We start from the raw sequence: 24,857 nt of genomic DNA on the forward strand, positions 1-24,857 counted from the left end.
GGGTGCGCTCCGATCTCAGCGCGGGAAAGGACATGGTGGTGATCCGTAGGTCGCTCAGGTCCATGGCCCCGGCGGTGGCTCTGAAGTCGTCGGTGTGATCGCTGGTGATCCGGGTGGGGGCCACGTCATGGCTGATCAGATCGCACCACCAGTCGAATCGCTGGCCGGGGGGCAGGTCCGTGCTCTGCAAGGCGATGAAGTTCATCAAACACCTCTCGTGACGCATCGGTTGCGTTTTCAATGGGGCCTCGGCGGTGTCGGCACGAGCGGACGACCGTCCTGCCGCCTCGGGGACGCCGAACTCGGTCGGCGACACCATGACGGCTTCCGTGATCAGTACGGAGAAGCAGCCTGCCGCGCATCCGACGAACGATCCGAGCCGCTAGCACCCGCTAGAACATGATCACTCGATCGGCTTTTCCGTCAAGCTGATCTGGATCAAGACAGACTCAGTCAACGCGGCCCTTAGGAGATCTTGCGGCGGTAGGTGTTCATGGCGAAGCCGTAGGCGATGACGAGGATGCCGACACACCAGGCCAGGGCGATCCAGATGTCGGTGCCGACCGGCTGCTGGGTGAACAGGTCGCGGATGGCGTTGACGATGGAGGTCACCGGCTGGTGCTCGGCGAAGGCGCGCACCGGGCCGGGCATGGTGTCGGTGGGCACGAACGCCGAGCTGATGAACGGCAGGAAGATGAGCGGGAAGGAGAACGCGCTCGCGCCGTCGGCGGTCTTGGCGGTCAGCCCGGGGATGACGGCGATCCAGGTCAAGGCCAGGGTGAACAGGATCAGGATGCCGGCGACCGCGAGCCATGCCGGCACTCCGGCGCTGGAGCGGAAGCCCATGAGCAGGGCGACGAGCACGACGACCACGAGCGAGACCGAATTGGCGACCAGCGAGGTCAGCACGTGCGCCCACAGCACGGACGAGCGCGCGGTCGGCATGGACTGGAATCGCTCGAAGATGCCGCTCTTCATATCGGTGAAGAGCCGGAATGCGGTGTAGGCGATGCCTGAGGCGACCGTGATGAGCAGGATGCCGGGCAGCAGGTAGTTCACATACGAATCCGACCCTGTTTTGATCGCGCCGCCGAAGACGTAGACGAACAGCAGCATCATGGCGATCGGCATGATCGCGGTGGTGACGATGGTGTCCACGCTGCGCGTGATGTGGCGCAGGGATCGTCCCAGCAGGACGGCGGTGTCGCCGAGGAAGTGCTTGGTCATCGGTGTTCCTTACGCGTCCGTGCCGACGTTGCGGTGTGTGCCGGCGTCGCCGTTCTTGCCGTCGGTCCCGACGAGGGTGAGGAAGACGTCCTCGAGGGTGGGCTGCTTCTCGACGTATTCGACCTTGGCGGGCGGCAGCAGCTGCTTGAGCTCGGCCAGGGTGCCGTTGACGATGATCCGACCCTCGTGCAGGATCGCGATCCGGTCGGCGAGGTGTTCGGCCTCGTCCAGATACTGCGTCGTGAGCAGCACCGTCGTGCCTCTGTCGGCGAGTTCCTTGACGGCCTGCCATACCTCGATGCGCGCTTGGGGGTCGAGCCCGGTCGTCGGCTCGTCGAGGAAGATGACCGGCGGATTCCCGATGAGGCTCATCGCGATGTCGAGGCGGCGGCGCATGCCACCCGAATACGTCGACACCTTCCGCGCGCCCGCCTCGGTCAGCGAGAATCGGCCGAGCAGGCCATCGGCGATCCTGCCGGGATTCTTGAGGTGTCGCAGCTTGGCGACCAGTACGAGGTTCTCCCGCCCGCTGAGGATCTCATCGACGGCGGCGAACTGTCCGGTGAGGCTGATCGACTCGCGCACGTGCGCCGCCTGGGTGGCGACGTCGAAGCCGTGGACGACGGCGGTGCCCGCGTCGGCCTTGAGCAGCGTGGACAGGATCTTCACGACCGTGGTCTTGCCCGCCCCGTTGGAGCCGAGCAGGGCGAAGATGCCGCCCCGCGCCACCTCGAAGTCCACGCCGCGCAGCACCTGCAGCTCCTTGTACGCCTTCGTCAGGCCCTGCACGTGGATCGCGGGCCCTCGGACTTGATTGGCTGTCATCCGGATATCCGTTCTCTGTTTGGTCACGGCTTGTCGCCGGTGACGCGATCGATGGCGCGATCGATGGCGTTGGTCAGCCGTTCCCGCTCCCGGCTGATCCACCGACCCTGCGGGTAGTTGCGAAGAAGCGCCCCGGCCAACTCCACGGGGTCTTCGCCGACGACTTCGCGGATCGGGGTCCGGGCACGGTCCGGCACAGCGGCGCGGGTCTGATCACGGCGCGATGCCCGGCGGCGGGCCTCGGCGCGGGTCGGTATGCCGTCAGGCGGCGTCGAGGGCCTCGGTGATCTTGCGGGCCATGTCGGCCATGGTGGGGCTGGGCTCGCCCTGGCGAGTGCGGGCGGCCGCTTCGACGGCGACGATGACGGTGCGGCGGAAGTTGTCGGCCTCTGCCGGAGCCTGCTTCTTCAGCAGGCTCATGGCCGCCGTCAGGGCGGGCAGCACCTGGTCGGCGAGTTCGGCCACGGTCTTGCCGTACTTCACGCCCTTGGGCGCCTTGGTGAGCACGTGCCCGACCAGGCCGGTCGCGGAGGTCAGGGCGATGGAGCCGTGGGTGGCGACCTTGTGGGCCGAGCCGGCGGCACCAGCGGCGGACATCAGTGAGACGGCGCCCCAGGCGGCGGTCCGCAGGGTGAGCTTGTCCTGGTCGATGAGGGTGATGGACATGGTGGTGTGCTCCTTCGAATCTGCAGGTCAAGTGAACGGACGGATGGTGGAACGCGGTCCTGCCGGTGCCCGGGGTATCTGGATTGCTCGGGTCGGGTCACCCGAGGGGATCCGGGGTTGAGGAACCAGCGGACAGTGGCTTCACGATGAGAACGATCTTGCTAGGGGTGCCGACTCGCGCAACGGGGTGCGGGATGGGTCAGGTGCTGGTCAGCGTCGAGCGGCACAGGCGGCGCTGAGGTGCCCGCCGTCCTGCCTGCGGAGGTCGAGCACGTGGGGATCGGCGAAGCCGTCGAGCTCGACCTTGTCTTCGTGTGCCCTTCGCAACCCCCGAAGGTCTTTGTGTGCTCTTCGCAACCCCCGAAGGTCTTTGTGTGCCCTTTGCAACCCCGAGGCCGCGATCGCTGAACCGTTCATGGCATCCACCATCGCCGTCCGCTCTGATACCGGGCCGTCGCCGTGCTGACACGGCCGCTGACACGACACCGCAGCAGGCGATCGCCTCCGGTTCTGCCTGCTCGGCCCGGCGTCTGCTGCCTGTGGACCGGCCGGCCGAGCTCAGCGAGCTGGACCTGGTGAGCCCGCGTTGCCTATGCTCCGGCTCTACTTCCCCGCCCTACCCCCGGCGGCCGGCAGGATCGCCGACTGCCAGGGGCGGGAGTTGGTGGGGAATGCCTGGCCGGCTCGGCCCCGTCAGCCCGCGGCCTTCCCGCCGCAGAACACCTCCTTGAGGAGCCTCTCCACCAGCTTCGGGTACACCGCTGCCGGGTCGGCTGTGGAGTCCCCGGTGGTCAGCGAGGCGGTCAGGGTCTTCTTGCCGTCGGGCGAGCTGTACATCAGCGCCCCGTAGCCCTCCGGAGGGCTGCCGTTGTGCTGGTAGACGGTGCCGCCGCAGTTCGGGCCCAGGTCCTGCACGAACAGCCCAAGGCCGTAGCCGAGCTCGCCGTACGGCTTGCGCATCTCGGCCAGCAGCGGGGCGGGTAGGAGCTTGCCGCCCATGAGCGCGGAGATGAACGTCTGGAGGTCTTGGGTGGTCGAGATCAGTGCGCCGGCGCCGGCCAGTAGCGAGGAGTTCTGGCGGGAGACGTCGACCACCTTCCACTGGCCGCCCTCCTGGTAGCGGAAGTAGCCGTGGGCGTACGGGCCGGGGAGCTGCGTCCGGTCGCCCGGCACCACGGTGGCCCGCATGCCGAGCGGGCGCAGGATGCGCCGCTTCATCTCCTCGGCGTAGGAGCGGCCGGCGACCTTCTCGATCAGCAGTACGGCCAGCGTGTAGTTGGTGTTGGCGTATCTCTGGTCCGCTCCCGGCTCGAACCGGGGCTTCCTGGACAGCGCCACCCGTACCAGCTCCTCGGGGCTGTAGGACTTGAAGCGGTTGTCCAGCCACTCTTTGCCCTTGCCGGGGATGCCCGGCTCCCACTTGCCGTCGGCGTCGAAGTCGCCGGTGTAGTTGAACAGCCCGGTGGTGTGCTGCAGCATCATCCGTACGGTGATCCGCTGGTCGAGCCCGAGCCGGGGCAGGTAGTCGGCCACCGGGGTGTCGAGCCTGATCTTGCCTTCGGCCACCAGTTGCAGCACCAGGGTCGCGGTGAAGGGCTTGTTGACGCTGCCCGTCCAGAACCGCCCGTTCGTCGGCGGCTTGGCTATCTGGCCGAGCTTGCGCACCCCGGCGCTGCCGGCCCAGTCGCCCCGCTCATCGTGTACGCGCAGCTGCACCCCGGCCAGACCGAGGTCGGCGATGTCCTGGATGGCTTTCTGCAGTTCCGGGCGGTCCTGACCGGCAGCGGCCTTCGACACGGGCCTGCTGTCCGTGGTGGCCACCGCGGGTGTGGCCGCCCCGGCAAGCAGCGCGGCCGCCAGCGCGGTGACTGCTACGCGGCGGGAGACCCGCGGTGTCCGGGCCCTGGTGTTCTTGACGGTGTAGCGGGATTCACTCATGGCCGTTCCTTGTTTCGAGACAGTACGTGTTTGACACGATCCGAAAGCTATGTTGCATTCGGAATTCCGTCAATTCGCTGAAAGGCATTTATACAGGTGAAAGACGGTAAATTGATGCAATGACGCTGGAGTCGAATGCAATGCCGAGTTGCAATGAATGGCGGCGAAGGCAACACTGGTGGCATGCCAGGAGGACGATTGACCCAGCAGGACCGCGAGCGCATCGCGGCCGGACTCGCCGACGGGCTCTCCTACGCCGAGATCGCCAGGCGGCTCGACCGGCCAACCTCGACGATCACCCGGGAGATCGGCCGCAACGGCGGCCCCAGCGGCTACCGGCCCCAGCAGGCGCACCAGGCGACGGCCCAGCGGGCCCGGCGCGGCACACCGGCTCCACCCCGTGCGACCGGGTCGCCGGGCGATCGCACGGAAGACGAGCTCGTCGAGATGGCGGTCAGGACGGGGCTACCGAGGATGACCGCGCGCGTGCACCTCGACCTGCTGCTGTCCCAGGACGGCAGGCGCACCGCGGCCGAGCTGACCCACAGACTGAAGATCAGCCCGGCCTCTGTCTCCGTAGCCGTCAACTCCCTGGTCGAGCAGGGGTTTGTCCGGCGCGAGCGCGATCCGCGGCGGCGTCGCGACATCTACGTGATCGACGACAACGCCTGGTACAACTCGATCATGATCAGCAGGCGGCAGACACTCGAGACAGCGCAGGCCTCGATGGCGGCGGCCGAGACGTACGGGCTCGACAGCCCCGTGGGGCGACGGCTGGCCAAGGCGGCGGCGTTCCTGGAGCAGATCAGCCTGGACATGATCGAGTCCGCCGAGCGCTGGCGCGCCCTCCTGACGTGATGGGGCTTGAAGCCGCTGTCCCTTTCCCCGGTACCGGCGACGCCCTCACCACTTTGTGGGGCGGGTGCGCGCCGGCCACGTGGAGCCCGGGATGGGAGCGTGTGGGCCTCTTCGGTCCCAGCCACCCCGGAGCAGGCCGCCACCTGGCGACTGTGGATGTCAACGGTCTTCATGCCACTCAACCGACGCATGGTCGAGACGATCGACTCCCATGCCCACCTCCTGCGCGAGGACACCAGCCCAGAACCCCTGAAAGAGCTGTGCGCGATCGCTCAGATACAACGCGCGCACACCATGACATGTCCATCCGTCAGCCTGCTGCCTGGCCGCAGCATCGGCGGGCGGCGGATGGGCCTCGATGGACGCTCCGGAGTTGATCAGTTCGGTGGCGTGGGCGTGGTGCACCTGGTGGATGTCGACGCATCGGGGTGGTGCCGCCGGTGGAGGTGCAGGTGTTGCCGTGCTCGGGGCACACGCCCCACGGGACGCCGCAGGCGGGCGCCGAGCCCCGCCAACGGGCGGGGCGGCACCGCTCTGTGGGCCTGCCGGAGACACTCAGACGTTGTCCCAGATCCGGCCGTCGCCCAGCTCGACGGGGACACCGACGAGGGAGCCGTACTCCGTCCACGACCCGTCGTAGTTGCGTACCTCGGACAGGCCGAGCAGCTCGTGCAGGACGAACCACGTGTGCGCGGAGCGCTCGCCGATTCGGCAGTAGACGATCACCTGGCCCTCCGGCTCGCCATAGAGCGCGCGCAGCTCTCCCTGGGACCTGAACGTGCCGTCGGAAGCGCAGGCCCTGGACCAGGGAACGTTCGTGGCGGTGGGCACGTGTCCAGGCCGCTGCGCACCCTCCTGAGGCAGGTGGGCAGGGGCCAGCAGGCGGCCCGCGTACTCGTCGGGCGAGCGCACATCGATCAGCTTGACGCTGCCGACGCCCTTGATCACGTCTTCCCGCAACGCCCTGATGTCGGTGCGGGGCTCGTGGGCGAGGTAGACCGTAGGTCGGCGGGCAGGCTCATCGAGAGTGAGCGCCCTGCCTTCGAGCTCCCACTTCTTACGTCCGCCATCGAGCAGCCGGACGTCCGCGTGGCCGTAGATCGTGAAGTACCAGTAGGCGTAGGCCGCGAACCAGTTGCTGTTGCCCCCGTAGAGCACCACCGTGTGATCACTGGAGATGCCTTTTCTGGCCATCAGCCTTTCGAACCCGGCCTTGTCGACGAAGTCCCTCCGGACGGGATCCTGCAGGTCCGTGGTCCAAGTCAGGCGAACCGCTCCCGGCAGATGACCTCTGTCGTAGGCGGAGGTGTCCTCGTCCACTTCGACGAAGACCACCCGGGGGTCGCTCAGATGCGCCTGCGCCCAGTCAGCGTCCACCAGCGCCGTGTCCCTGCTCATTTTGGAAAGCCCTCTCTGTCCGGACATTTGCTGGGTCCAGCGTGAAGCCGGCCGATGGACGCCGGATGACAGAGCCAATGACGGATCTCGGAGACCGTCAATCAATCATCAAGATCGTGAGTGCAGGATCCAGAGGCCAACCAAGTTCGACGACTTGGGGACCTCTGATGAAGTGGAATCAGCTCACGACAGGCGCCGGCACGCTGCTCCTCGCCACCATGCGAGCACTCGAAGTGCCCAGCCGAGTGCGAGAAGCTCTCCAACGCCTGGTCGAAGCTGCTGGAGCCGCACATCAAGGACTGAGCTGTCAGCGACCGAGGACTGAAAGACCATGTCGGCAGGGGACACCGCCCACACGCGGTGCTGCCATGCCGGCCACGGCATGGAACTCGACTGGCCAGAGCGGTCGCGATGCTTGACCACGCTCACGCTTGGTCAGCCGGAAGGGGCGCGCACCTCGTGGTCGGCGGCGCTTGACGCATTCGAGGGCGTCGGCGTGCCGAAGGCTGACGAGGTGCGCGCCCGGCTGACCGTCGGGTGAGCGCCCGGGGGCTGGTGCCCACCCGACGGTCAGGTCAGGACAGCTTCCACAGCTGTTGGTTGCCCGGCTTGTTGCAGTCGATCGCCCAGATGGGCCTGCCGCCGTTGTCGTCGACGGTCAGGCAGCCGCCTTGTGGGTAGCCGTGGGTCATGTTGTAGACGTTCTTGATGCTGTACCAGCCGTCTCCTTCGGGGTCGATGAAGCGCCACAGCTGGGTGGGGCCGTGGTGGACGCGTTTGTCCTCGACCCGCCAGTTGTTCGGGATGACTTCCAGGACGTTGCCGGTGGCGGGGACCTCGATTTCCCAGGTGCCGTCGCCCTTGTCCCACACGGTGCGTCTGCCGAGGGAGAAGCCGCCTTGTGCGGTGATGGTCAGCTGCTTGCCGTGCTCGAGACGGTTACCCGGAACGGGCTTGGAGCCGTCGCCGCCGCCCTGGCATCCGTCCTCCAGGTCCTCATCCCCGCAGTCCGGCTTGTTCTCGACGCCGTAGGGGGCGAATGTCACACTGGTCTGCCAGTCGTTGCAGCCGCCGGCGCCGCAGGACCCGAGATAGTCGTCCTCTCTGACCTGGACGCCGTCGTCGGCGCGGTTGGCCGTCTCTGGCTCGATCCACTGGATCCGGTCGCGCTGGCCCTTACGTCCCTTGAGCGTGGCTTCGCCCTTCTCGAAGATGGCGATGCTGTAGGAGAACGTCTGCTGGGTGCCGTCCGCGCCGAGGTCGACCGTTTCCTGCTCGAGGATCGGCCTGCCGTCGGGGCAGTCGTCGCACCGCAGCTTGCTCAGGTCGACTCGGCTGTCGTCGGCGATGAGCACGTGGTATCCGAACGGGAGCTGGTCGTCGACCCCTGGACCGTCGTTGTTCCAGACGTCGTCAAGGACCGCCCGCATGTACTCTCGGCGATCATTCGCCTTCTGGGCCTCGTTCTTGAAGTGCCGCACGATGGCCTTGATGAGCTCTTTGGCCAGTCGGCGGCCGATCTTGGCCACGACAACCGGCAGGATGCGTTGCTGAACTCCGGCATTGACCTGGGCCGTGGCGGCCTGTGCCGTACCCGCGGCCCCGAATACCAGGCTCGCGCCCACGATGATGCCGACGAGCGCGCCGGCGATGCTTCGTTTCACTTGTGTCCACTCCTCGAGAACGGGATCTTTCTCGCTGGAGAGTCCACAAGATTCGCCTTGACAGCTGATTACTCGGTGATAGGTGAGCAGGTCCGCGAAGTCGACACAACGTCTATCCGCAGTCCAAGGACGAGGCCGTGTTCACCACCCTGGCGGAGATCGTCGCCTGGTGCGCCCGCTGGGGCCGGTAGCCGACGGGGCCGCCGTTGCGTCAGATCTCCCGGGTGATCGTCGAGGTCGGCCGGTCGAGCCGCCTGGCGATCTCGGCCTAGGAGAGCCCGTCGGCGAGTCCGGCCGCGATGCGCTCGCGGTCCTGCTGGGTCAATCGTCCTCCTGGTATGCCACCAGTGTTGCCTTCGCCGCCATTCATGCATCGAGATCCCTCCGGCGCCGCCCGGCGAGTGCCCGCATCCGAGCCATCGGTGAGCGTGCCATCGCGACCTTGAAGACCTGGAAGGTCCTGACCAAGCTGCGCTGCTGCCCACATCGCTCGACCGCACTCGTGCAGGATTCTGACGCCTCGGCGGATACATCAAAGATCATGCTTGAGGCACCTGTGGGAGATGATCCGCACTCGATGGTTACGAACGTGGACTCGCCGCGTTGGTGATTGGAGTCGATGGTTCGATACGCATCGGCGATGGGCTTGTATGAGCGGATCTCACGGTCAGTCGATCGCAGCAGGGCAGGCGGCTGGCGGTGCGCCAGGAGTTCGGTGACGCCACGTCGCTCTGCCGGTGCATGTGCGAGACGGGCGCCACTTGGTCGCTGATCACCTGCTATCGAACGGTTGGTCCCGGTGTGCGACGATGAGCGCTGAAGACGAGCGCGGACTGAGGAAGCCGGTGTGAATCCGGCGCGGTCCCGCCACTGTGATCGGCGAGCGAGTCCCGCACAAGGTCACTGCCCCGGCAACGGGGTGGGAAGGCCGGGATGAGTGTTGACCCGAGAGCCAGGAGACTCACGCGGTCGCCTCCTCAAGGAAATTGGGGCGGATCTCCCCAAGAGAGGATGGCTTGTGAGCATGACTGGCTCTCTCCTGGGATTCCGCACCGTCACGCGCTGTGATCGTTGTCGCGGAACGGCGGTCGCAGCCTTCTCCCAGGAGTCTCCCGATGGGTCTTACCCGCCCGCTCGACGGCGCGTTAGTCGCGCCGATGACACTGCGCCTTCACCGACTGTGCGCGGGATACCCGGGACGCCGGGTCCTCGAAGACCTTTACACGAGTGCGGAACCGGGCGAGTTGACTGTGCTGATCGGGCAGAACGGCACGGGCAAGTCCACGTTGTTGCGGACCATGGCCAGTCTGCAGCCGGGTCTGGCCGGTGAGGTGCTCATCGGCGAGGTCACCGTCGGCTCGGTTCCGGCCGCCGACCTGGCTCGCAGGCTGGCCACCGTCCTGACAGAACGTGATCTTCCTGCGTTGTTCTCTGCGCGGGAGGTCGCCGGGCTCGGCCGCCACCCGCACACCGGCTTCACCGGACGGCTCGGCCCGGCCGACCGCGAGATCGTCGCCTGGGCGCTGGACGCGGTCCGTGCCGGGCACCTGGCCGACCGGCAGGTGAGCGAGCTGTCGGACGGCGAGCGCCAGCGGGTACTGATCGCCCGCGCGCTGGCCCAGCAGCCGTCGGTGATCCTGCTGGATGAGCCGACGGCGTTCCTGGACGTCACCTCACGGGTGGCGCTGATGGGTCTGCTGCGCAAGCTGGCCAGGGAGCGGGAGCTGGTCATCGTGGTCTCCACCCACGATCTGGAACTGGCGCTGCGCGTGGCCGACCGCGTGTGGTTGCTGGGGCCGGACGGCGTCCTGCACACCGGCACCCCGGAGGAGCTGACCGCGCGCGGCCTGATCGGGGAGTGCTTCGACGACGACGAACTGGCCTTCGACCCGGCGGCCGGGGTGTTCGCCCTGCGACCGGCGAGCGCCAGGCGCGCCCGCCTGCCCGACGACCCGCTCCTGGAACGGGCTCTGGCCAGGGAGGGCTGGCGTGCGGACGCCGAAGGCCAAGCGTGGCTGGCCGTCGACAGCACCGAGCACGGATACCGGGTCGCCTACGACGGCCGGAAGATCGCCTTCGCCACGGTCGCCGAGGTCGCGGCCTGGGCCAGGCAAGTGGACGGCGAGCCCGGCCTGCTGCCCGCCGATCACGGCGCTCTGGCTGTGGCTGTCGCCGACGTGAGCACCGTCGGCGGCTACTTCGAGCTGGAGCTCGGCCCTGTGGAACCAGGCTGGTTCGCTTTCATGGACCCCTCAGCGCTGGCCGAGCGGATCGAGGAGGTCGCGGAAGCCCTTGGCGCCAAGGAGACCAGGGTCGCCGCGTCCATCCTGTTCCAGGGGCTGGCGGCGAGGTTGTGGTCACCGGTCGTCGGCGCGGCCGTGGCCCACGACCTGCTCCTCGACCTGGAGCACCTGTACTGGCGCCCGGCGCCCAGCGGACCTCTCCCGCTCAGGGCCCACCCCTTGGCCGGATGGCGCACCGCCCCTCCCGGTCTGATCTACCGCACCGTCGTCACCGACCTGCTCGAACCGCTCACCGCCATGGTGAGCGGCATCGTCAAACTCGCCCCAGGGCTGCTCTGGGGCAACGCCGCGTCCGCGCTGGCGGGCACCGTCCGCGCCCTGGCCCGCCAGCGACCGGAACTGACCGCCAAGGCCGTGATGCTCGGCCGCGAACTCCTGGAGACCGGACTTCTGCGCGGCACCGGAGAGCTGGCCGAACCCGCCCCCGGCCACCCCTTCTTCGTACGGCGCAGCTGCTGCCTCTACTACCGCCTGCCCGACGGCGGCAAGTGTGGCGACTGCGCGCTGATCCCCACCCAGACCCGCCAACAGCAATGGGCGCGAGAAACGCGAGGCACATCGTGAGTCACACCGTCGTCGAAGAGCAGGGCACAGGCACACTGCACGTGTGGCCGCTGCCTACGGACGAGGAGACCCTTCTCGCCCTGGTCACCGACCTGTTCGAGCGCCACTGGGAGCACATCTGGTTCGGCGTGATCGTGCAGGGCGCGGCCTGGGAGGTCGCCGCACCCAACGCCCCGGAGCGCATCAGCGTCTTCGACGGCTACGTCACCGTCGACTTCGGCCGCTGGCACTTCCACCTGTGCATCGGCGAGCACACCGCCAGCGGACCGGAGCTCGGCGCGATCCGCCGCTGCTCACGCGCCGAGCTGTATCGGTCGATCACCTCCGACGGCAGCCCGGCCTCCTGGGGCATGCGGATGTTCAACGGCCGAGGCGACCAGCTCATGACCGTGCTGCTGCCCAACCCGTTCCTCACCGACCGCCAGCAGATTCTCGACGAGCCCGACTTCGATCGGCTGGCCGCCTGGGACGAACTGCGCGCGAAATATCTCGGCCTGGAGCCCGACCCGCTCGACCGCACCGGCAAGGGGTTCAAGCACGCATGAGCAGGGTGACCATCTGCCGCGACTGCTGCTGCGGATCCGTGCGAAAGGTGCCGGGCCTCGACCACGAAGAGCAGGTCCGGCGCCTGTCCGAGCTCGTCGAGGTGCGCGTCAGCGACTGCCTGGACATCTGCGAGCAGGCCAACGTCATCGTCGTCCAGCCCAGCCCCGAAGGGCGACGAGCAGGTGGCCGTCCGGTCTGGCTCGGCCTGGTCAACCAGGCCGACGCGGTGGACGACATCGTGGCATGGGTGAAGGCAGGCGGTCCCGGACTGGCCGAACCACCCGCCATCCTCGACCTCTACCTCATCTCACCGCCCCGCAGAAACGAGACAAGGTCGGCATAAAAGCCGACAACCTCCACAGCTGTTCGCTAGCCCTACCCGATGGGTTTTGACGCGGTACAGGCTCATGAGGTGCGGGTCAGTTTCTCAGACGTCCTGAGGAACTTCGTGCCGTTCCACTTGTAGGTCTGGCGGACGATCAGATCGGGGCAGCAGTTGGGAGCCCGGTCGCTGACGACCTGGCCGCGTAGGTGTACTTGTCCGTGCCGGATGGTGACGTTCTGGGACTTGAAGTAGCGGTTCTTGCCCAACGCGCCGATCAGGCGGGGGGCTGAGCGTTTGGAGGCGCCGTCGTAAACGAAGGAAATTACGGGATTGCCCGACGTAGGGCTCGGGCAAGACGAAACGACCACGGTCTCGGGCTGTCCGTCACGCGTGAGGTCGCCTACAGCGGCGACGCGGGCGCGCACGACATACCAGGTGTCGTTCGGCCGTGGCTTGGGGCAGTGCAGCGCCCGCTCCACCACGGCCGCCCAGTCGATCCCGTCGAAGCGGTTCGTCGCCTGGTCGGTCTCTTCGAAGGCGGCGGCCGTGGCTGGAACCGCCGTACTGTCCGCTGTGGCGGTGCCCATGGCGAGGATCGGTGCCAGTGATGTCGAGATGGCGACGGTCCCCGCCCAGGCGCGGAGTCGGCGGGCCATCGGGCTGCTCTTGTGTTCGGCGCGTGAGTTCATGACCATTCCGATGCAAGGAACGCCGGAGAAGTTCGCTCGCCACTTCCAGGGCGGCGCCATATCGGTGAGGCGGCAGCTCCCGCCACCACGTGTTTAGGGACGCTTGATCCACACCGAGTCGGCACAGGTACGCTCGCCCTTGCCCTTCAGGGTCATACACAACTTGAACACGTCGATCCGGCTGAAGAACGTGCTGTCCGTCCCGCAGCCCGCGCGCGGGCCGTTGGAATCGGGCACGGTGTAGATGCCGAGCATCGAGGTGGCGTATTCACCGTCGATGGCGTAGCCGTCAACGTGCAGGTCACACACGGTGATGTGGCTGCGTGACGACGACGGCATACCGACCCTCTGGCGACGCGTGAAAACGGACTCACCTCGAGGCCCTGCGGGGCTATAGCGGAGGGGTGCTGAGCGTGGAGGACTGGGTGGAGACGTCGTCACGTCGGGGCTGAGGCGTTTGTGTCAGGAGTACCAGTCGCCGGCGGTCTCCTGGATCACCTTGCTGTTGCCACGCATGGACACGCCCACCGTGAGGACGGCCGTGACGGACTTCGGGTCGTTGAGCAGGCTGAAGATGTGGAACGAGCCGCCGTCGGTGGTGCGGAAGCCGTACGGGCGGCTGTGGGAGTGGTAGCCCATGTATATGCCCTTGGAGACCGTGCGGTAGGCGATCCTGCTGTAGTTGTCCTTGGCCAGCCGGTAGCCGTTCCTGCCCTCCTGCTCGTGGATGTCGTAGTCCCAGAAGACCATGTACTCCTGGGCGACGATCCTGCCGATAGCGCCCGGCATCGCGGTGACGTAGCCTTCGGCGTCCCGCTGCGGCTCGGGCATCCGCCGGCCGTAGTGCAGCGGCGTCTTGGCGGCCAGCCTGAACTCGCCGCCCTCGGCCCGCCAGAACGCAAGCACGTGCGCCCGGTCCTGGCCCGCGTAGGTGGCCTTGAGCAGGAACCACTGTCCGTCGGACATGGTCTGCTCGCGGGGCACGTAGTAGGTCTGTCCGGTCAGCCGGATCGGCTTGCGGATCTTGCTCTTGTCGCCGTCCTCCTCCACAGCCCACCGGTCGATGGCGGCCTCGTGCCTGGTGCCGTCCCAGAAGAGCTTGTCGATCAAGGCTGGGTCGTTCCACCAGCTGCGGTTCCTGATGGTGCGGTTGTAGGTGGCAAGCCAGCCGGCGGCCGCCCGCTTGGCGTCGGCGATCGTGAGGACGCCGGCAGTCGGTACCGGCGACGGTGAAGGTGAGGGCGGCGGGGTGGCGGGTGATGACGGGCGGCCCGCGGCGGACGGCCGGGCTTCCCCGGTGGGCAGGGTGATGGGCGGCAGCATCCCGCAGCCCGCGAGAGCGACCGCCATGACGCCGATGAGTGGTGCCTTACGCACGGTGCTTGGAAGCCCTTCGGGAGAACATCGCTGCTGGTCAGCCCCTTGTCAAAGCGCGGAGGGAGGCGCGGGCGAGGGTTGACGCACCCGCGCGAGCGGCGCGCTCGACGAGGTCAGCCGGGCCGTCGCCGGGCCTCCCGGCGAGAACGGCCGGAAACTTTACCATCCGGTGTCACGGCGGGCCGACCTGGCGTCCTGCTGGGCCCACCGTCACGCGCTGTCGAGCGCGGTGCCGTACAGCCGAAAGACCTTGATCTTGATCACAACGCGTCCTTCGCGGTCCTGCTACGCCAGGTAGACGGCGGGGTCGTCCTGCTCCCCGCCGGCGCGAGCAGTTCCGCGGGAGTGTCGGTCACCTCGGCCTCGCCTTCGGCGACGGCGAAGGACCAGATGTCGGGGCCGCTGATGTGGAGGGCGACGTGCGGGTTGTTGCGCGCCTGCCGGGCCTTGAGCCGCTCGGCCGTCGTGAAGATAGTCGACCACGCTCGCGACGCGATGCACGACGCCGGGCACCCGATCATGTTCTTCACCTTCTTCTACTGCCGGCCCTGTCATCCATGGGGTGATGACGAGGAACGGGGGCAACGGCTCGTACGTGGCTACACCGAGTCGGCTGATCTTCGTGCGCTGCCGCGTCCGGCCGGGAACCGTACTGGTGGGAGGGTGTTCCCCGAGCGCCATGCGACGCCGCGGCTCGGGAGGTCGCTGCCGGACGCGGCCGGAATGCGCCTGCACTGTCCGGACCTGTGGGGGCGTGTGCCGGGCGACAGCGGCAGCCGCGAGGCGTACGCGAACTGGGCCGTCGTCGACCGGGTCGCGCTCGCGCTCACCGGGGAACGCGCGCCTGGTCCGCACCAGCGCAACGCCGGTGTCGCGCTCGGCGGGTACCCGATGTGGGTCAACGGGGCCGACGAGACTGCTCCCGGGAGGCGGTCACGCCTCCGTCTCGTGGGTCAGGTCGTTGTGGCGCAGGCCGCGATCGGCGTCGACTGCCCGAACCCACCGTCTGGACGCCTGCGGCCGAGCGGGGGATCAAGCCCTGATCGCGGTGCCCTGGGCGGAGACCAGGCGCCAGGCGCCAGGGGCGTCGGCGGCGTAAACGTGGGTGTAGCGGCTTCCGGCGCTGAACGTGGTGCCGTCGGGGTTGGTGAAGTTCATGCCGGTACGCCCGACGACGATGCCCACTGTGCCGATGACCCGGACGATCGCCTCGTCCGGGAACGAGTGGATCCGCGGGAACCTGAGGGAGCCGGAGGCCACCAGGCCGAGCAGGATCCCCCTGTCGGCGACGGTCCCGTCCTCGACCCCGACCAGGACGAAGTCGTCCGCCAGGAGTTCCTCCAGGGCGGCGAGATCGCTCGCCACCAGGGCGTCGAAGAAGCTCTGGTCGTGCTTGAGGAGGGTGACCCGATCCAAGCTGCTCATGTTGCGACGATAAACGTTGACGTCAGTGACAAGGTCAAGCCAGCGTCAGGGGCACTTTCATCCGGGTGCGTCGGTCCAGCACCAGGCGCCGTACCAGAAGCCGTGCAGGAACAGGAGCGGGTGGGGGCGGGCACGTGCCTCCTCACACGACGAGAGTCAGTTGCGGGGGACGATTGACGATGACGCTGAGGCGCAGAGCGTCGACCACGTCGGCGGAGGCGGTCTTGAACAGGTACTCGGCGCGGGGGCAGGACAGATGGCCGCGGGCGAGCGCCGCCACCTCGACAGCGGGAGCGCCGCCTCGGGCTGGGTGGTCGCCGCCGCCGCGATGGTCAAGGCCAAGTACCCCAAGCTCGCCCCCTCGCTGGTCGCCCAGGCGCTCGCCGCTTCCGCTCGCCGTCCAGGCCGGCAAGGCGAGGACATCATCACCGCCGCCTACCGCGCGCGAGCCGCGCTCCTACGACACCTCGATCGGCTGCGGCTTCGTCGACCCGGTGGGCGCCCTGAAGGTGGCCGGCAGGTTCGCCACGATGAAGCCGGGCAAGGATTCCGTGGCGCCCGGCGCGCACTTCGGCGGCGTTCCCGTCCTGTCCCGCTCGGAAACACGGTTTCGGGCTATGCGCTGGGATTTTGCTGCGCGATCAGAACGGCGCCTGCCACCATCTCGAGGTGTGCTTGTCACTGGTCTACCGGTTGGTGCGGTGCTTGTTCGGTCTTGTAGCGGTACTGGTTCGTTCTGATCTGTCCAAAGAGGCTGAGCTGCTGGTGCTCCGTCACGAGAACCAGGTGCTCCGCCGTCAACTCGGTGGTCGGCCGCGGTGGGATCACGCCGAGAGGCTCTGGCTTGCGGTGTTGTCGCGATTGATCCACCGCTACCGGTGGGCGGAGGTGTTCCCGGTCGCGCCGACGACGATCTTGCGCTGGCATCGCCACCTGGTAGCGCGTAAGTGGACCTTCACCGACAGGCGGCGCCCGGGTCGGCCTTGCACCCGTCGGCCGGTCAGGGCGCTGATTGTGCGGATGGCGCGGGAGAATCCGACCTGGGGGCATCGGCGGATTCAGGGCGAGTTGGCTCGCCTGGGCTTCAGGATCGCGGCCTCCACGGTGTGGGAGATCCTGCACGGGGCCGGTATCGATCCGGCACCCCGCCGGGCCGGGCCGAGTTGGCGGCAGTTCCTGACCGCTCAAGCCCACGCGATCATCGCGTGTGACTTCCTGGTGGTCGGGACGATGCTGCTCAAGCGGCTGTATGTGCTGGTCTTCATCGAGCACGGCAGCCGGCGACTGCACCTGGCCGGAGTGACCGCGCATCCGACCGGGGCGTGGACGTTGCAGCAGGCCCGCAACCTGGCGATGGACCTGGGGGAGCGCATCGCCGGGCTGCGGTTCTTGATCCACGATCGGGACCCGCTCTTCACCTCCGCGTTCAGGGAGGTCTTCGAAGCTGAGGGGCTGCGAGCTGCGACAACTCTGCCGCGGACGCCGAGGATGAACGCCATCTGCGAGCGGGTCATCGGCACCCTGCGCCGCGAGCTCCTGGACCGGATCCTGATCCTCAGCGAACGTCAGCTGACCTTCGTGCTCCGCGAGTATCTGATCCACTACAACGGGCACCGGCCGCACCAGTCCCGGCACCAACGGCCCCCGGATACCACGACGCAGCCCGCCTGCGACGCGACCGATCTCAACGACCTGCGGACCGTTCGCCGAAGAGGCGTCGTCGCGGGCATGATCAGCGAATACCAACACGCCTCTTAGCTGCAGCCCAGCCGACGTAACCCAATATTCGAGCGGTACAGGACCTCGCGCAGGGCGGCGAGGGCCTGCCGCCGGGCAGATACCGGCTGACCTCTCCGTATGACGTCGATGCCCGCTGGGCGGCCAAGGGCAGCGAGCTGATGTGGAACGGCTACAAGGTGCACATCAGCGAGACCTGCCACACTCCCACCGATGCCCAAGCCGCCACCGGCAGCAACAGCACGCACGGCGTGAACGGCACGGACAGGAGGCCGCCCAACCTGATCACGAACGTGACCACAACCAACGCCACCGTGCCCGATGTGGTGATGACTTCGGTCATTCACCAAGGCCTGGCCCGGCGCGGACTGCTGCCCGCCGAGCGCTACCTGGACACCGGCTACGCCTCAGCTGAACTGATCGTCCAAGCACGCGAGCGGCACCGACTGATTCTGATCACCCCGCTCCTGGCCAACAACTCGGTCCAAGCCCGCACCCGCAACGGCTATGACCGGGCCGCCTTCACCGTGGACTGGGACAATCAGCAGGTCACCTGCCCGCAAGGACAGACCAGCACCTCCTGGACACCCTGCCGGCAGCGGGGCGCCCCGATGATCGTGGCGGCCTTCCCCGCCAGCGTCTGCCGCCCCTGCCCCGCGCGAACCTTATGCACCAGCGCCAAGCACGGCGGCCGTCACCTCACCCTGCACCCGCGACCGATCCAGGAAACACCGGATGCGGCCCGCGCCGCACAGACCAGCCACGCCTGGCGCGACAGATACAAGGTTCGGTGCGGCATCGAGGGCACCATCCACCAGGCCGTCGCGGCCTGCGGCCTGCGCCGCGCGCGTTACCGAGGCATCAAGAAGGTTTACCTCGAACACATCGTCTCCGCCATCGCGCTCAACCTGATCCGCCTGGACGCCTGGTGGAACGGCCATCGCCTGGACCGGACCCGCACCAGCCACCTGTCCCGACTCGAACCGGCCCTGACCGCCTGAAACGAGTTAACCAGCAGGGTCCTACACCGTCGTACCGCTGGAAGGGCGAATTAATCGCCCGAGGGTACTCGGCGGGCTGATCAACGAGTACCACGGAGCCGCGTAACCACTCCAGAGAACTCCCAGCTCAAGCCCGATGTAATGAGTTTTTGATGCGGTACGCCGCGCCCCAGACCCTTCGTAAGAAACCTGACTCCCAAGTCGCTGGCGCACGCGCCTGAAACAAGCTATAGCCCGCTACAAACCAAGGTCAGCTGATCCTCATAAAACCAGTCCGACTCAAGTATCGCACTAGTTTCGAGCGTAATGACAGACAAGATCCCAGCTTCGATATACCGTCGGGGCTTAACAATCCAGGCGGATCGCACAATATCCATACTTGCCGCAAGCGATTGAGGGACATCTGGAGTTGCATCAAGGGGTGACCTAAAGTCGCTTCGGCGAACCCTCTCTTGCCCCCGCTCGGCATAAATGAATTCGTATCCGCGAGAGGCCTGCAGCCAGCCTACCGACCAGAATTGGGCTTGCGTTCCAAGGTGCCCTAGGAGCTTGCGCTGCGTACCGGCTATGTCATTCGTGTCCAGAAACCAGTAGCCCCATGGAAGCTGTTGGATCAACAAGCATGGATCCTCTGCAAGATCCGAAGCCTCTCGTGCAGGAAGATACTCGAAGTGATATGCGTAATCACGTGCAACCCGTCTAGCGACCTCTTCCAACTCCAAGACGCCCCCTGTGGGGCGTACAACACTCCAGCTCGCTGGAACCCACAGAAGCCATTCGTGCTCAGTCAGGAGTGTCTCGTAGTGATCGAGAATGTCATCTATATCCATGCAGCCTACTCCACGATAGGGTGCGGATGAAACAAGCACCTGCACCCTATCACGGCATTCACCTTCTAGTAAGCCGATTCTCCACAGAGATCTTCCCTGGAGATAGGCTCATCGTACTTTTGGTCGAAGCGATTGGTGAACAGATCTCCTGTGAGCACTCGATCCTTTTGGTAAAAAGCCTCGAGCGCCAGGCCTGCGTCACTATTATGCTTGGCTATAATCGGACAGAACGACCACTTTTTAGTATTGGGTCCGTTCGTACGCTCGCGTGTTGAGGCGAAGGGGAATTCGTCGCACTCCTTGCCGAGGCTCGGATATTCGCCGAACATAGACTTGCAGATCGGCGTGGTCTTGTTGTGGTTCGAATCGGCTTCAGCCTTCGCGACTCGCTGCATATACAGGTGATCGTATGGAATTGAGCCCCCGGGAACGTCGCAGCCTCGTATTAGCTTATCTGGGTTGTCCGGCCAGGTCTCCCCGTCCGGGTCAGTGCAGGCGTTCCAGTAGTGCTGGTAGGCTTGCTTCATTTCTAGAAGCCGCTTGGAAGCCTGCGCCGTATAGGACCACTTAATCGCCGGCTTGGTCAGATAGAACGTACATCCGCCAATGGCTTTGATGTATTCAGCGGTATCGCAGCGAATAATATTCCCCTTGAAACCTTGAACATCCTTATTGGCCATGACGTATCGATACCCGCGGGTGTTTGGCCAGTCAGGGAAGTCTACCCATGCCTGGAAAGTCCCGTTCGATACCTTTTCGAGGTTATCCACCTCCTCCCAGGTGTTTCCCTGTGCATTAGGTTCCTGCCAACGAATAGGCCTCTTTTCGGAAGCTTTGGCGGGATCGCACTTGAATCGGAACGTGGCGCGGCCGTTGGCTACCCAGCTGCTAATTAACGCTTGCTTCTGGTTGGACCACGGCTGTCCGTTCCACGTGGAAACACTCTCGCATCGCGGGTTGTTTCCAATTCCCATTTTCAGAACCATGGTCTTGGTCGGCGGCATTGTGCCGTAGACGTTGTGATTGTAGACATATGCCTCGACAACTAAATCTCGAGATGTCTCCCCCTTGCTCCTGTCGCGTCCTCCGACGCCAGTAAAGGTGTAGCCGATTAGCATCACATCTGCCATGTAGCGTTCGAACTGGAGCCCGTGATCGACAGCCGCGACTACCTTCCCCATCTGGCACCATGAGTAGTGATTCATGACCCAGCCGACGCCACGACCGGCGAGTGCCCTCTGCTCGGCGCATTTTTGTGGAGTCATCCGCTCAAAAGCGCCTCCCGCCTTAGGCGGAACGTTCTCAGCCTCAGGAATGCCTGCGAGAGTTGCCGCCGTATTCAGTGAGGTGCTCGCCTGCGTCGGCGTGCTAACAGGGATATTCATGTCCGCTTGGATCTCATCCGAAGTTTGCGCTCTACTGTAGATGCGAACCTCGTCAATGATCCCGTTGAAGAACTCGCCCCAGCGGGTGTTGCCACCGATGTGCAGCTCCCCGCCATCATCCGCTAGGTTTCCGGACATTGTCAATTGGCCTGCTTCCAGGCCGTTGATGTAGAGCCGAGAAATCGTCCCATCGTATGTAACTGCTAGATGACTCCAGCTATTCAGAGGCAGCGTCGACCCGCCGTTTACAATATGGTGCTCACTTGCGCCGCTTGACAGCATCCACGCAGATGGTTTTTCCCCGTTGGAGGCGTACAAGCCATACGCGGATCCGTCAGCGTGATCTTTCATGGCCACGGTGCGATAGCTGGAGAGGTCAGTGGGATTCACCCATGCCGAAAGCGTCATTCCTTGGCTGAGCTTCAGGGAGTCGCTGGCGCCTACCGTGACCCAGCTTTCAGATAGTCCCGAGAACGAGAGTGCACGCCCGTATTTTCCTGGAACCCATGAAGCCCCACTCATGGTGCCCGAATTCCCGTTTCCAGAAGAGTCAGGAACACTTGCACCCGAAGCTTCATTCAGGCCATAGGCTGCGACCAGGCCCATCGTGGAGACAGCTGCACTTGTCATGAAGCTCCACTGATGCGGAACTGTCATAGTGTTGCCAGCGGCGTCCTTGGCGCCGCTCACTTCGACTGTGTAGGTAGCGCTTGGTGCTAGAATGCCTAGGGGAGTCTCGATCCGAATACGACCGTTATCCTGGGTTGAGGACTGTGTGGCTACGTTCGCACCTGCAGAGTCCTTGACTACGATGTGAGCTTCTGTGGTTGCTTCACTGAATTTAACTCGGATTGCCGTGTTTCTGGGCACGGACGTTGCGCTTGCGTTTGGCTCCGTTGATATGACAGCGGGTGCGAGTGCATCAGGATCTGGAGAAGGATCGTCGGGATCTTCTTCGATCGCGTCGATTACCGGAAGCTCAGTGTCAGTGTGACCGACCGTATCTCGCGCCTCGATGGCCTCCACATCCGAGAGGGAGGGTACTACCGGTTCAGCATCCGTGGCACCTACCGCAGATGGATTGGCTGCATACCTTTCGATATCAGCGCGATTTTCCATTCCCGCTTCGTCTGGCGCGAACCACCCCACGGCGCCAATCGAGGGGTCTGGAGCCTCATATTCGACGAAGAAGTAGGGGTGATGGCTGCCGTCGGAGCCGCCCGCCCAGTTGCCAGACAGGTACTGTCGCCAGTTGTTCGCACCGGATTCGCCCACCGCGCGGATCATCACCCCGTGGTTGGGCTGTCCGTCCGCCCAAGCTTGGGTGATCTCCTCGATGGAATACCAGAGTTCACCCTCGTCCATCCAGCCTGAACAGCTCTGGTCGAGGCCATGGGGATTGATCACGTGGCCATCCGCCACGGCGAGCGGCTGGTTGGACCAGGTCAGCGTGTTGACAGTCCAGCTACTGGCGATGCGATGCATGGAGATGTCGCCGACGTAGGAGCCACACCGGTGGGAAAGGTAGTTCCAGAGGATGATGTTGGCGTCCAGGATCTGCCGGCCGATGAACGGTGCGCCGGTGAGATTGAACTTCAGGTAGGAACGGTAGTTGTAGCCGTCTCGGCGCCCGGCGAAGATGGCGGCCGAGTTCGCGGAATAGCTGCCATTGACATAGTTGCCGCCGTTGGCGATGAAGGTGTCGTCGGGAGCACCGGCCCCGTGCCAGGGTGTCGGGTTACCGGCGGCCACCGTCACCGGGTAGGTCACGGCCGGGTCGGCCAGGAACGTGGCGTCGGGTGTGAGGACGAGACCTTTATCGTCGCCGCTTCCGCTGAGGGCAGCGGTCGCGGTGCCAGCCTTACCGGTGCCGGGTGCGGCCATCGCCTTGGCATCCAGGACCGGCAGCGTCGACAGGTCGGCGACCTTCTTACCGTCCGCGAGGGCGGCAGGCTTGCCGCCGGAGGACTTGCCCAGCCTCATGCCGGTGGGCGGGTCGATCGGCACGGGAAGCTTGAGCGGCTTGCCGGGCCGCTCACGGATCACGATTTGGTGCTGGTAGCCCTCCGGGGTCGCGATAACGACCAGGTCGACGTTGCGGCCGTAGGCGGAGCGGTAGGTGGCCGTGTTGCCGGACAGTTCCGGTACGGGCAGTTTGCCGGGCGGGGCGATGCTGATCTCGCCAGGCTGGCCTTCTTTGACCCCAAGGGAGTCGCCCTTGGCGGTCAGCAGAGGAACATCGCTGCCGCCATTGGATAGTCGGAGGTCCAGCTTGGTCATCCGGGGTTTGACGACGCCGTTCTCCACGACCAGAGTCGGGTCGACCTTGTGCCAGGCGCCGTCGCGGTGAACGCGGACGATGGTGCTCGAAACATAGGTTCGAACCGTCTTACCGCCAGGCATGGCGACGGTGGTCATGTTCTCGGTGTGCAGGCTGGGGATCTCCACCTCCTTCTTGGTGCGCTGGGCCTCGGCCTTGGCGGCGTCCACCGGGTTTGGGGTGTGAGATGTGTTCGATGGTGTGGTTGCCGTCGCAGTCGGCGTGGGTTCGGCGATCGCCGGTGGCGCAAGGAGCGAAGCCGAGAGTGCGAAGGTTGCCAGGATGGAGCCTCGGCGACGCGTCGCGGCTGATAAGCCGGACGTGGGTCGAGCGCGTTTCACATATACCCTTTCGCGTCTAATCGGTCAAAATGAGGCGATCATGGCATGTTGTTAAGGCGCAGTAAAGATCGTCTTTGTGTCTGATAAGCGCCCTTCCGTCATTAGGGCTGGTAGTCGGGACGACGGGACGCGTCCCCTGTGGAGTCCCTGTGATTCCTTGATCCCTTTTCATCCTGAGTAACGGCCCTCCTCGACGAACTGCAGCGAGGATCGCCTGAACGAGGGCGGTCGCGCGGTGCGGGCAGCAGCGCAGCTTGGTCAGCACCTTCCAAGACTTCAAGGTCGCGACGGCACGCTCGCCGATGGCTCGGATACGGGCATGCGAGCGGTTGACGTCCCGCTGCCCTCGCGACAGCCAGGGCCGATGGCGATGTCTGTCGGTGCCGAATACCGTGTCGCCTTATGCGACCTGCGTGTATTCGTGTAGGAGGCCGCCGAGGTGGTCGCGTCGGATGACGTTGATATCAGCGTCGACAAGGCTAGGAAGGCCTCGCAATGAGATCGTTCCATCCTGAAGTTGCTGGTCGGGGCCTGGTGTGATCGGGTGAGGGCGTGCTCTGGCTGGTAGTGGGTGCAGATCATGCTGCGTGATCATCCGTCAGCGGGTGCGCTCGGTGGTGGCCAGGACCATCAGTGCGCGTAGCAGCTTGGTGACGTGGATGGCGTCCATGCAGACCTTGGTGAGGATGCGCCAGGCCTTCAACGCGGCGAAGCCGTGCTCGACGGGGGCGCGTTCGGCGCTAATCAGCCGGTTGACCTGCTTCTGCGCCTGGGTGAGGGGCCTGCCGCGGGCGGCTTTGCGGCCGGTGATGATGACCTGGTCGTCGTCATCGTCGCTCAGGCCGACGAAGCCGAGGTCGGCAATCGCGCGCAGCCCGGCCTCACGCAGGCGGGCGGTGGGGCGGTTGTGGCGGGCGGTGGTGATCTCGGATGCGCGGCTGGGCCGGATGGCGGAGACCCACAGCAGGTTGCCGCGGGTGTCGGTGAGCGCCTGTACCGCGTCAAAACACCGTCGCTACCGCATCGAGCTGCGGTTTGACCGAGCTGCCCACGCCGACAAGATCACGTCGTGTGCCTCTTCGCCTGCTGTATCTGATCGCGGTTCGGGTGTTTGGCTGGCTGATGTTGCTGGGCCGTCGCCAGGCGTCGAAAGACGTGGAGATCATGGTATTGCGGCATGAGGTGGCGGTGTTGCGGCGTCAGGTTGGGCGCCCGAAGCCGGACTGGGCCGATCGGGCCGTTCTCGCGGCGTTGGCCGGTCGCTGCCAGCGGGGCTGCGCGCTCATCGGCTGGTCACTCCGGCGACGTTGCTGGCGTGGCATCGTCGCCTGCGCCGACGGGCATGGATCTACCCGCATCGTGGCGGACGGCCGAGGACGAGCCAGGAGGTCCGGGACGTGATCGTCCGCCTGGCGCGGGAGAATCCGGCGTGGGGCCA

At 65.8% G+C, this 24,857-nt stretch carries 24 protein-coding genes, 4 pseudogenes and 1 riboswitch; of the genes and pseudogenes, 9 read left to right on the forward strand and 19 right to left on the reverse strand.

The features are described 5' to 3' along the window. From AB0B45_RS50030 to AB0B45_RS50055, 6 genes and pseudogenes are all read right to left on the reverse strand, one after another. Positions 1-319, reverse strand: a pseudogene (locus AB0B45_RS50030) (hypothetical protein); the annotation flags it as partial. A gap of 146 nt (positions 320-465) precedes the next feature. Next, entirely contained in the window at positions 466-1,227 is a 762-nt protein-coding gene (locus AB0B45_RS50035; protein ID WP_358145898.1) for an ABC transporter permease, read from the reverse strand. Positions 1,228-1,236: 9 nt separating this feature from the next. Then, positions 1,237-2,052: an ATP-binding cassette domain-containing protein gene (locus tag AB0B45_RS50040; RefSeq protein ID WP_358145900.1), complete on the reverse strand. Its 816-nt coding sequence runs from the start codon at positions 2,050-2,052 to the stop codon at positions 1,237-1,239. 23 nt (positions 2,053-2,075) lie between these two features. Then, on the reverse strand, positions 2,076-2,249 hold the full coding sequence (locus tag AB0B45_RS50045) for a hypothetical protein (protein WP_358145902.1): 174 nt from the start codon (positions 2,247-2,249) through the stop codon (positions 2,076-2,078). Between the two features lie 64 nt (positions 2,250-2,313). After that, complete coding sequence (locus tag AB0B45_RS50050) at positions 2,314-2,718, reverse strand: hypothetical protein (RefSeq protein WP_358145904.1); 405 nt, start codon at positions 2,716-2,718, stop codon at positions 2,314-2,316. Positions 2,719-3,411: 693 nt separating this feature from the next. Continuing rightward, positions 3,412-4,656 carry a serine hydrolase domain-containing protein gene (locus AB0B45_RS50055; protein WP_358145906.1) on the reverse strand — a complete coding sequence of 415 codons (1,245 nt, stop codon included), beginning with the start codon at positions 4,654-4,656 and terminating at the stop codon, positions 3,412-3,414. A 198-nt stretch (positions 4,657-4,854) separates the two neighbouring features. Between AB0B45_RS50055 and AB0B45_RS50060 the strand changes: the two genes are divergently transcribed. Then, a complete protein-coding gene (locus AB0B45_RS50060) occupies positions 4,855-5,514 on the forward strand; it encodes a helix-turn-helix domain-containing protein (RefSeq protein ID WP_358145907.1) in 660 nt (219 codons plus the stop codon). Between the two features lie 159 nt (positions 5,515-5,673). On the opposite strand, the gene AB0B45_RS50065 is transcribed toward AB0B45_RS50060, so the two are convergent. Continuing rightward, a complete protein-coding gene (locus AB0B45_RS50065) occupies positions 5,674-5,919 on the reverse strand; it encodes a hypothetical protein (RefSeq protein ID WP_358145909.1) in 246 nt (81 codons plus the stop codon). Positions 5,920-6,069: 150 nt separating this feature from the next. After that, complete coding sequence (locus AB0B45_RS50070; RefSeq protein WP_358145911.1) at positions 6,070-6,912, reverse strand: sulfurtransferase; 843 nt, start codon at positions 6,910-6,912, stop codon at positions 6,070-6,072. A 415-nt stretch (positions 6,913-7,327) separates the two neighbouring features. Between AB0B45_RS50070 and AB0B45_RS50075 the strand changes: the two genes are divergently transcribed. Continuing rightward, positions 7,328-7,453 carry a hypothetical protein gene (locus AB0B45_RS50075; protein WP_358145912.1) on the forward strand — a complete coding sequence of 42 codons (126 nt, stop codon included), beginning with the start codon at positions 7,328-7,330 and terminating at the stop codon, positions 7,451-7,453. Between the two features lie 34 nt (positions 7,454-7,487). On the opposite strand, the gene AB0B45_RS50080 is transcribed toward AB0B45_RS50075, so the two are convergent. Further along, the gene (locus AB0B45_RS50080; protein WP_358145915.1) at positions 7,488-8,576 is read right to left on the reverse strand and encodes a hypothetical protein; all 1,089 of its coding nucleotides are present in this window, start codon (positions 8,574-8,576) and stop codon (positions 7,488-7,490) included. 214 nt (positions 8,577-8,790) lie between these two features. Next, positions 8,791-8,916 (reverse strand): annotated as a pseudogene (locus AB0B45_RS50085) (helix-turn-helix domain-containing protein); the annotation flags it as partial. A gap of 57 nt (positions 8,917-8,973) precedes the next feature. Here AB0B45_RS50085 and AB0B45_RS50090 point away from each other — a divergent pair. The 4 genes and pseudogenes from AB0B45_RS50090 to AB0B45_RS50105 form a co-directional block, all read left to right on the forward strand. Continuing rightward, positions 8,974-9,186: pseudogene (locus AB0B45_RS50090) on the forward strand (hypothetical protein); the annotation flags it as partial. A 172-nt stretch (positions 9,187-9,358) separates the two neighbouring features. Then, positions 9,359-9,560: riboswitch (cobalamin riboswitch) on the forward strand. A gap of 131 nt (positions 9,561-9,691) precedes the next feature. Beyond that, positions 9,692-11,443 (forward strand): ATP-binding cassette domain-containing protein, encoded by a 1,752-nt coding sequence (locus AB0B45_RS50095; protein ID WP_358145917.1) that lies wholly within the window; start codon positions 9,692-9,694, stop codon positions 11,441-11,443. Further along, complete coding sequence (locus AB0B45_RS50100) at positions 11,440-11,988, forward strand: hypothetical protein (protein WP_358145918.1); 549 nt, start codon at positions 11,440-11,442, stop codon at positions 11,986-11,988. The genes AB0B45_RS50095 and AB0B45_RS50100 overlap by 4 nt, the downstream gene beginning before the upstream one ends. After that, complete coding sequence (locus AB0B45_RS50105; protein ID WP_358145920.1) at positions 11,985-12,332, forward strand: (2Fe-2S) ferredoxin domain-containing protein; 348 nt, start codon at positions 11,985-11,987, stop codon at positions 12,330-12,332. Before AB0B45_RS50100 ends, AB0B45_RS50105 begins: the two co-directional genes overlap by 4 nt. A gap of 62 nt (positions 12,333-12,394) precedes the next feature. Here AB0B45_RS50105 and AB0B45_RS50110 read toward each other — a convergent pair whose 3' ends face one another. From AB0B45_RS50110 to AB0B45_RS50135, 6 genes are all read right to left on the reverse strand, one after another. Beyond that, entirely contained in the window at positions 12,395-13,063 is a 669-nt protein-coding gene (locus AB0B45_RS50110) for a hypothetical protein (RefSeq protein WP_358145922.1), read from the reverse strand. A gap of 33 nt (positions 13,064-13,096) precedes the next feature. Next, positions 13,097-13,312, reverse strand: coding sequence for a hypothetical protein (locus AB0B45_RS50115; RefSeq protein WP_358145924.1), 216 nt, complete (start codon positions 13,310-13,312; stop codon positions 13,097-13,099). A gap of 153 nt (positions 13,313-13,465) precedes the next feature. Then, positions 13,466-14,380: a hypothetical protein gene (locus tag AB0B45_RS50120; RefSeq protein ID WP_358145926.1), complete on the reverse strand. Its 915-nt coding sequence runs from the start codon at positions 14,378-14,380 to the stop codon at positions 13,466-13,468. Positions 14,381-14,640: 260 nt separating this feature from the next. Further along, positions 14,641-14,901 carry a pyridoxamine 5'-phosphate oxidase family protein gene (locus tag AB0B45_RS50125; protein WP_358145927.1) on the reverse strand — a complete coding sequence of 87 codons (261 nt, stop codon included), beginning with the start codon at positions 14,899-14,901 and terminating at the stop codon, positions 14,641-14,643. A 511-nt stretch (positions 14,902-15,412) separates the two neighbouring features. Further along, positions 15,413-15,805 carry a nuclear transport factor 2 family protein gene (locus AB0B45_RS50130; protein WP_358145929.1) on the reverse strand — a complete coding sequence of 131 codons (393 nt, stop codon included), beginning with the start codon at positions 15,803-15,805 and terminating at the stop codon, positions 15,413-15,415. A gap of 142 nt (positions 15,806-15,947) precedes the next feature. After that, a complete protein-coding gene (locus tag AB0B45_RS50135) occupies positions 15,948-16,217 on the reverse strand; it encodes a hypothetical protein (protein ID WP_358145931.1) in 270 nt (89 codons plus the stop codon). Positions 16,218-16,435: 218 nt separating this feature from the next. Between AB0B45_RS50135 and AB0B45_RS50140 the strand changes: the two genes are divergently transcribed. Together AB0B45_RS50140 and AB0B45_RS50145 are read left to right on the forward strand one after the other, a co-directional pair. After that, positions 16,436-17,563 carry an integrase core domain-containing protein gene (locus AB0B45_RS50140; protein ID WP_358145933.1) on the forward strand — a complete coding sequence of 376 codons (1,128 nt, stop codon included), beginning with the start codon at positions 16,436-16,438 and terminating at the stop codon, positions 17,561-17,563. 140 nt (positions 17,564-17,703) lie between these two features. Next, positions 17,704-18,543 (forward strand): transposase, encoded by an 840-nt coding sequence (locus AB0B45_RS50145; protein ID WP_358145935.1) that lies wholly within the window; start codon positions 17,704-17,706, stop codon positions 18,541-18,543. Positions 18,544-19,438: 895 nt separating this feature from the next. Here the strand turns inward: AB0B45_RS50145 and AB0B45_RS50150 are convergent. From AB0B45_RS50150 to AB0B45_RS50160, 3 genes and pseudogenes are all read right to left on the reverse strand, one after another. Continuing rightward, a complete protein-coding gene (locus AB0B45_RS50150) occupies positions 19,439-23,248 on the reverse strand; it encodes a LamG-like jellyroll fold domain-containing protein (protein ID WP_358145937.1) in 3,810 nt (1,269 codons plus the stop codon). Between the two features lie 339 nt (positions 23,249-23,587). After that, positions 23,588-23,795: pseudogene (locus AB0B45_RS50155) on the reverse strand (transposase family protein); the annotation flags it as partial. A gap of 222 nt (positions 23,796-24,017) precedes the next feature. After that, positions 24,018-24,386, reverse strand: a complete 369-nt coding sequence (locus AB0B45_RS50160; RefSeq protein ID WP_358145941.1) for a transposase family protein — start codon at positions 24,384-24,386, stop codon at positions 24,018-24,020. A 68-nt stretch (positions 24,387-24,454) separates the two neighbouring features. Here AB0B45_RS50160 and AB0B45_RS50165 point away from each other — a divergent pair, with 68 nt between their 5' ends. Then, a complete protein-coding gene (locus AB0B45_RS50165) occupies positions 24,455-24,820 on the forward strand; it encodes a hypothetical protein (RefSeq protein ID WP_358145939.1) in 366 nt (121 codons plus the stop codon). Positions 24,821-24,857: the final 37 nt, after the last annotated feature.

Origin of the sequence: Nonomuraea sp. NPDC049152 (assembly GCF_040648355.1) — a bacterium.
GTDB lineage: Bacteria > Actinomycetota > Actinomycetes > Streptosporangiales > Streptosporangiaceae > Nonomuraea.

Bases quoted from the DNA above. Each gene is read 5' to 3' on its own strand.
- AB0B45_RS50035 (WP_358145898.1), bottom strand. From the start codon at position 1,227: ATGACCAAGCACTTCCTCGGCGACACCGCCGTCCTGCTGGGACGATCC.
- AB0B45_RS50040 (WP_358145900.1), bottom strand. From the start codon at position 2,052: ATGACAGCCAATCAAGTCCGAGGGCCCGCGATCCACGTGCAGGGCCTG.
- AB0B45_RS50050 (WP_358145904.1), bottom strand. From the start codon at position 2,718: ATGTCCATCACCCTCATCGACCAGGACAAGCTCACCCTGCGGACCGCC.
- AB0B45_RS50055 (WP_358145906.1), bottom strand. From the start codon at position 4,656: ATGAGTGAATCCCGCTACACCGTCAAGAACACCAGGGCCCGGACACCG.
- AB0B45_RS50070 (WP_358145911.1), bottom strand. From the start codon at position 6,912: ATGAGCAGGGACACGGCGCTGGTGGACGCTGACTGGGCGCAGGCGCAT.
- AB0B45_RS50095 (WP_358145917.1), top strand. From the start codon at position 9,692: ATGGGTCTTACCCGCCCGCTCGACGGCGCGTTAGTCGCGCCGATGACA.
- AB0B45_RS50105 (WP_358145920.1), top strand. From the start codon at position 11,985: ATGAGCAGGGTGACCATCTGCCGCGACTGCTGCTGCGGATCCGTGCGA.
- AB0B45_RS50110 (WP_358145922.1), bottom strand. From the start codon at position 13,063: ATGGCGCCGCCCTGGAAGTGGCGAGCGAACTTCTCCGGCGTTCCTTGC.
- AB0B45_RS50125 (WP_358145927.1), bottom strand. From the start codon at position 14,901: ATGATCGGGTGCCCGGCGTCGTGCATCGCGTCGCGAGCGTGGTCGACT.
- AB0B45_RS50130 (WP_358145929.1), bottom strand. From the start codon at position 15,805: ATGAGCAGCTTGGATCGGGTCACCCTCCTCAAGCACGACCAGAGCTTC.
- AB0B45_RS50145 (WP_358145935.1), top strand. From the start codon at position 17,704: ATGTGGAACGGCTACAAGGTGCACATCAGCGAGACCTGCCACACTCCC.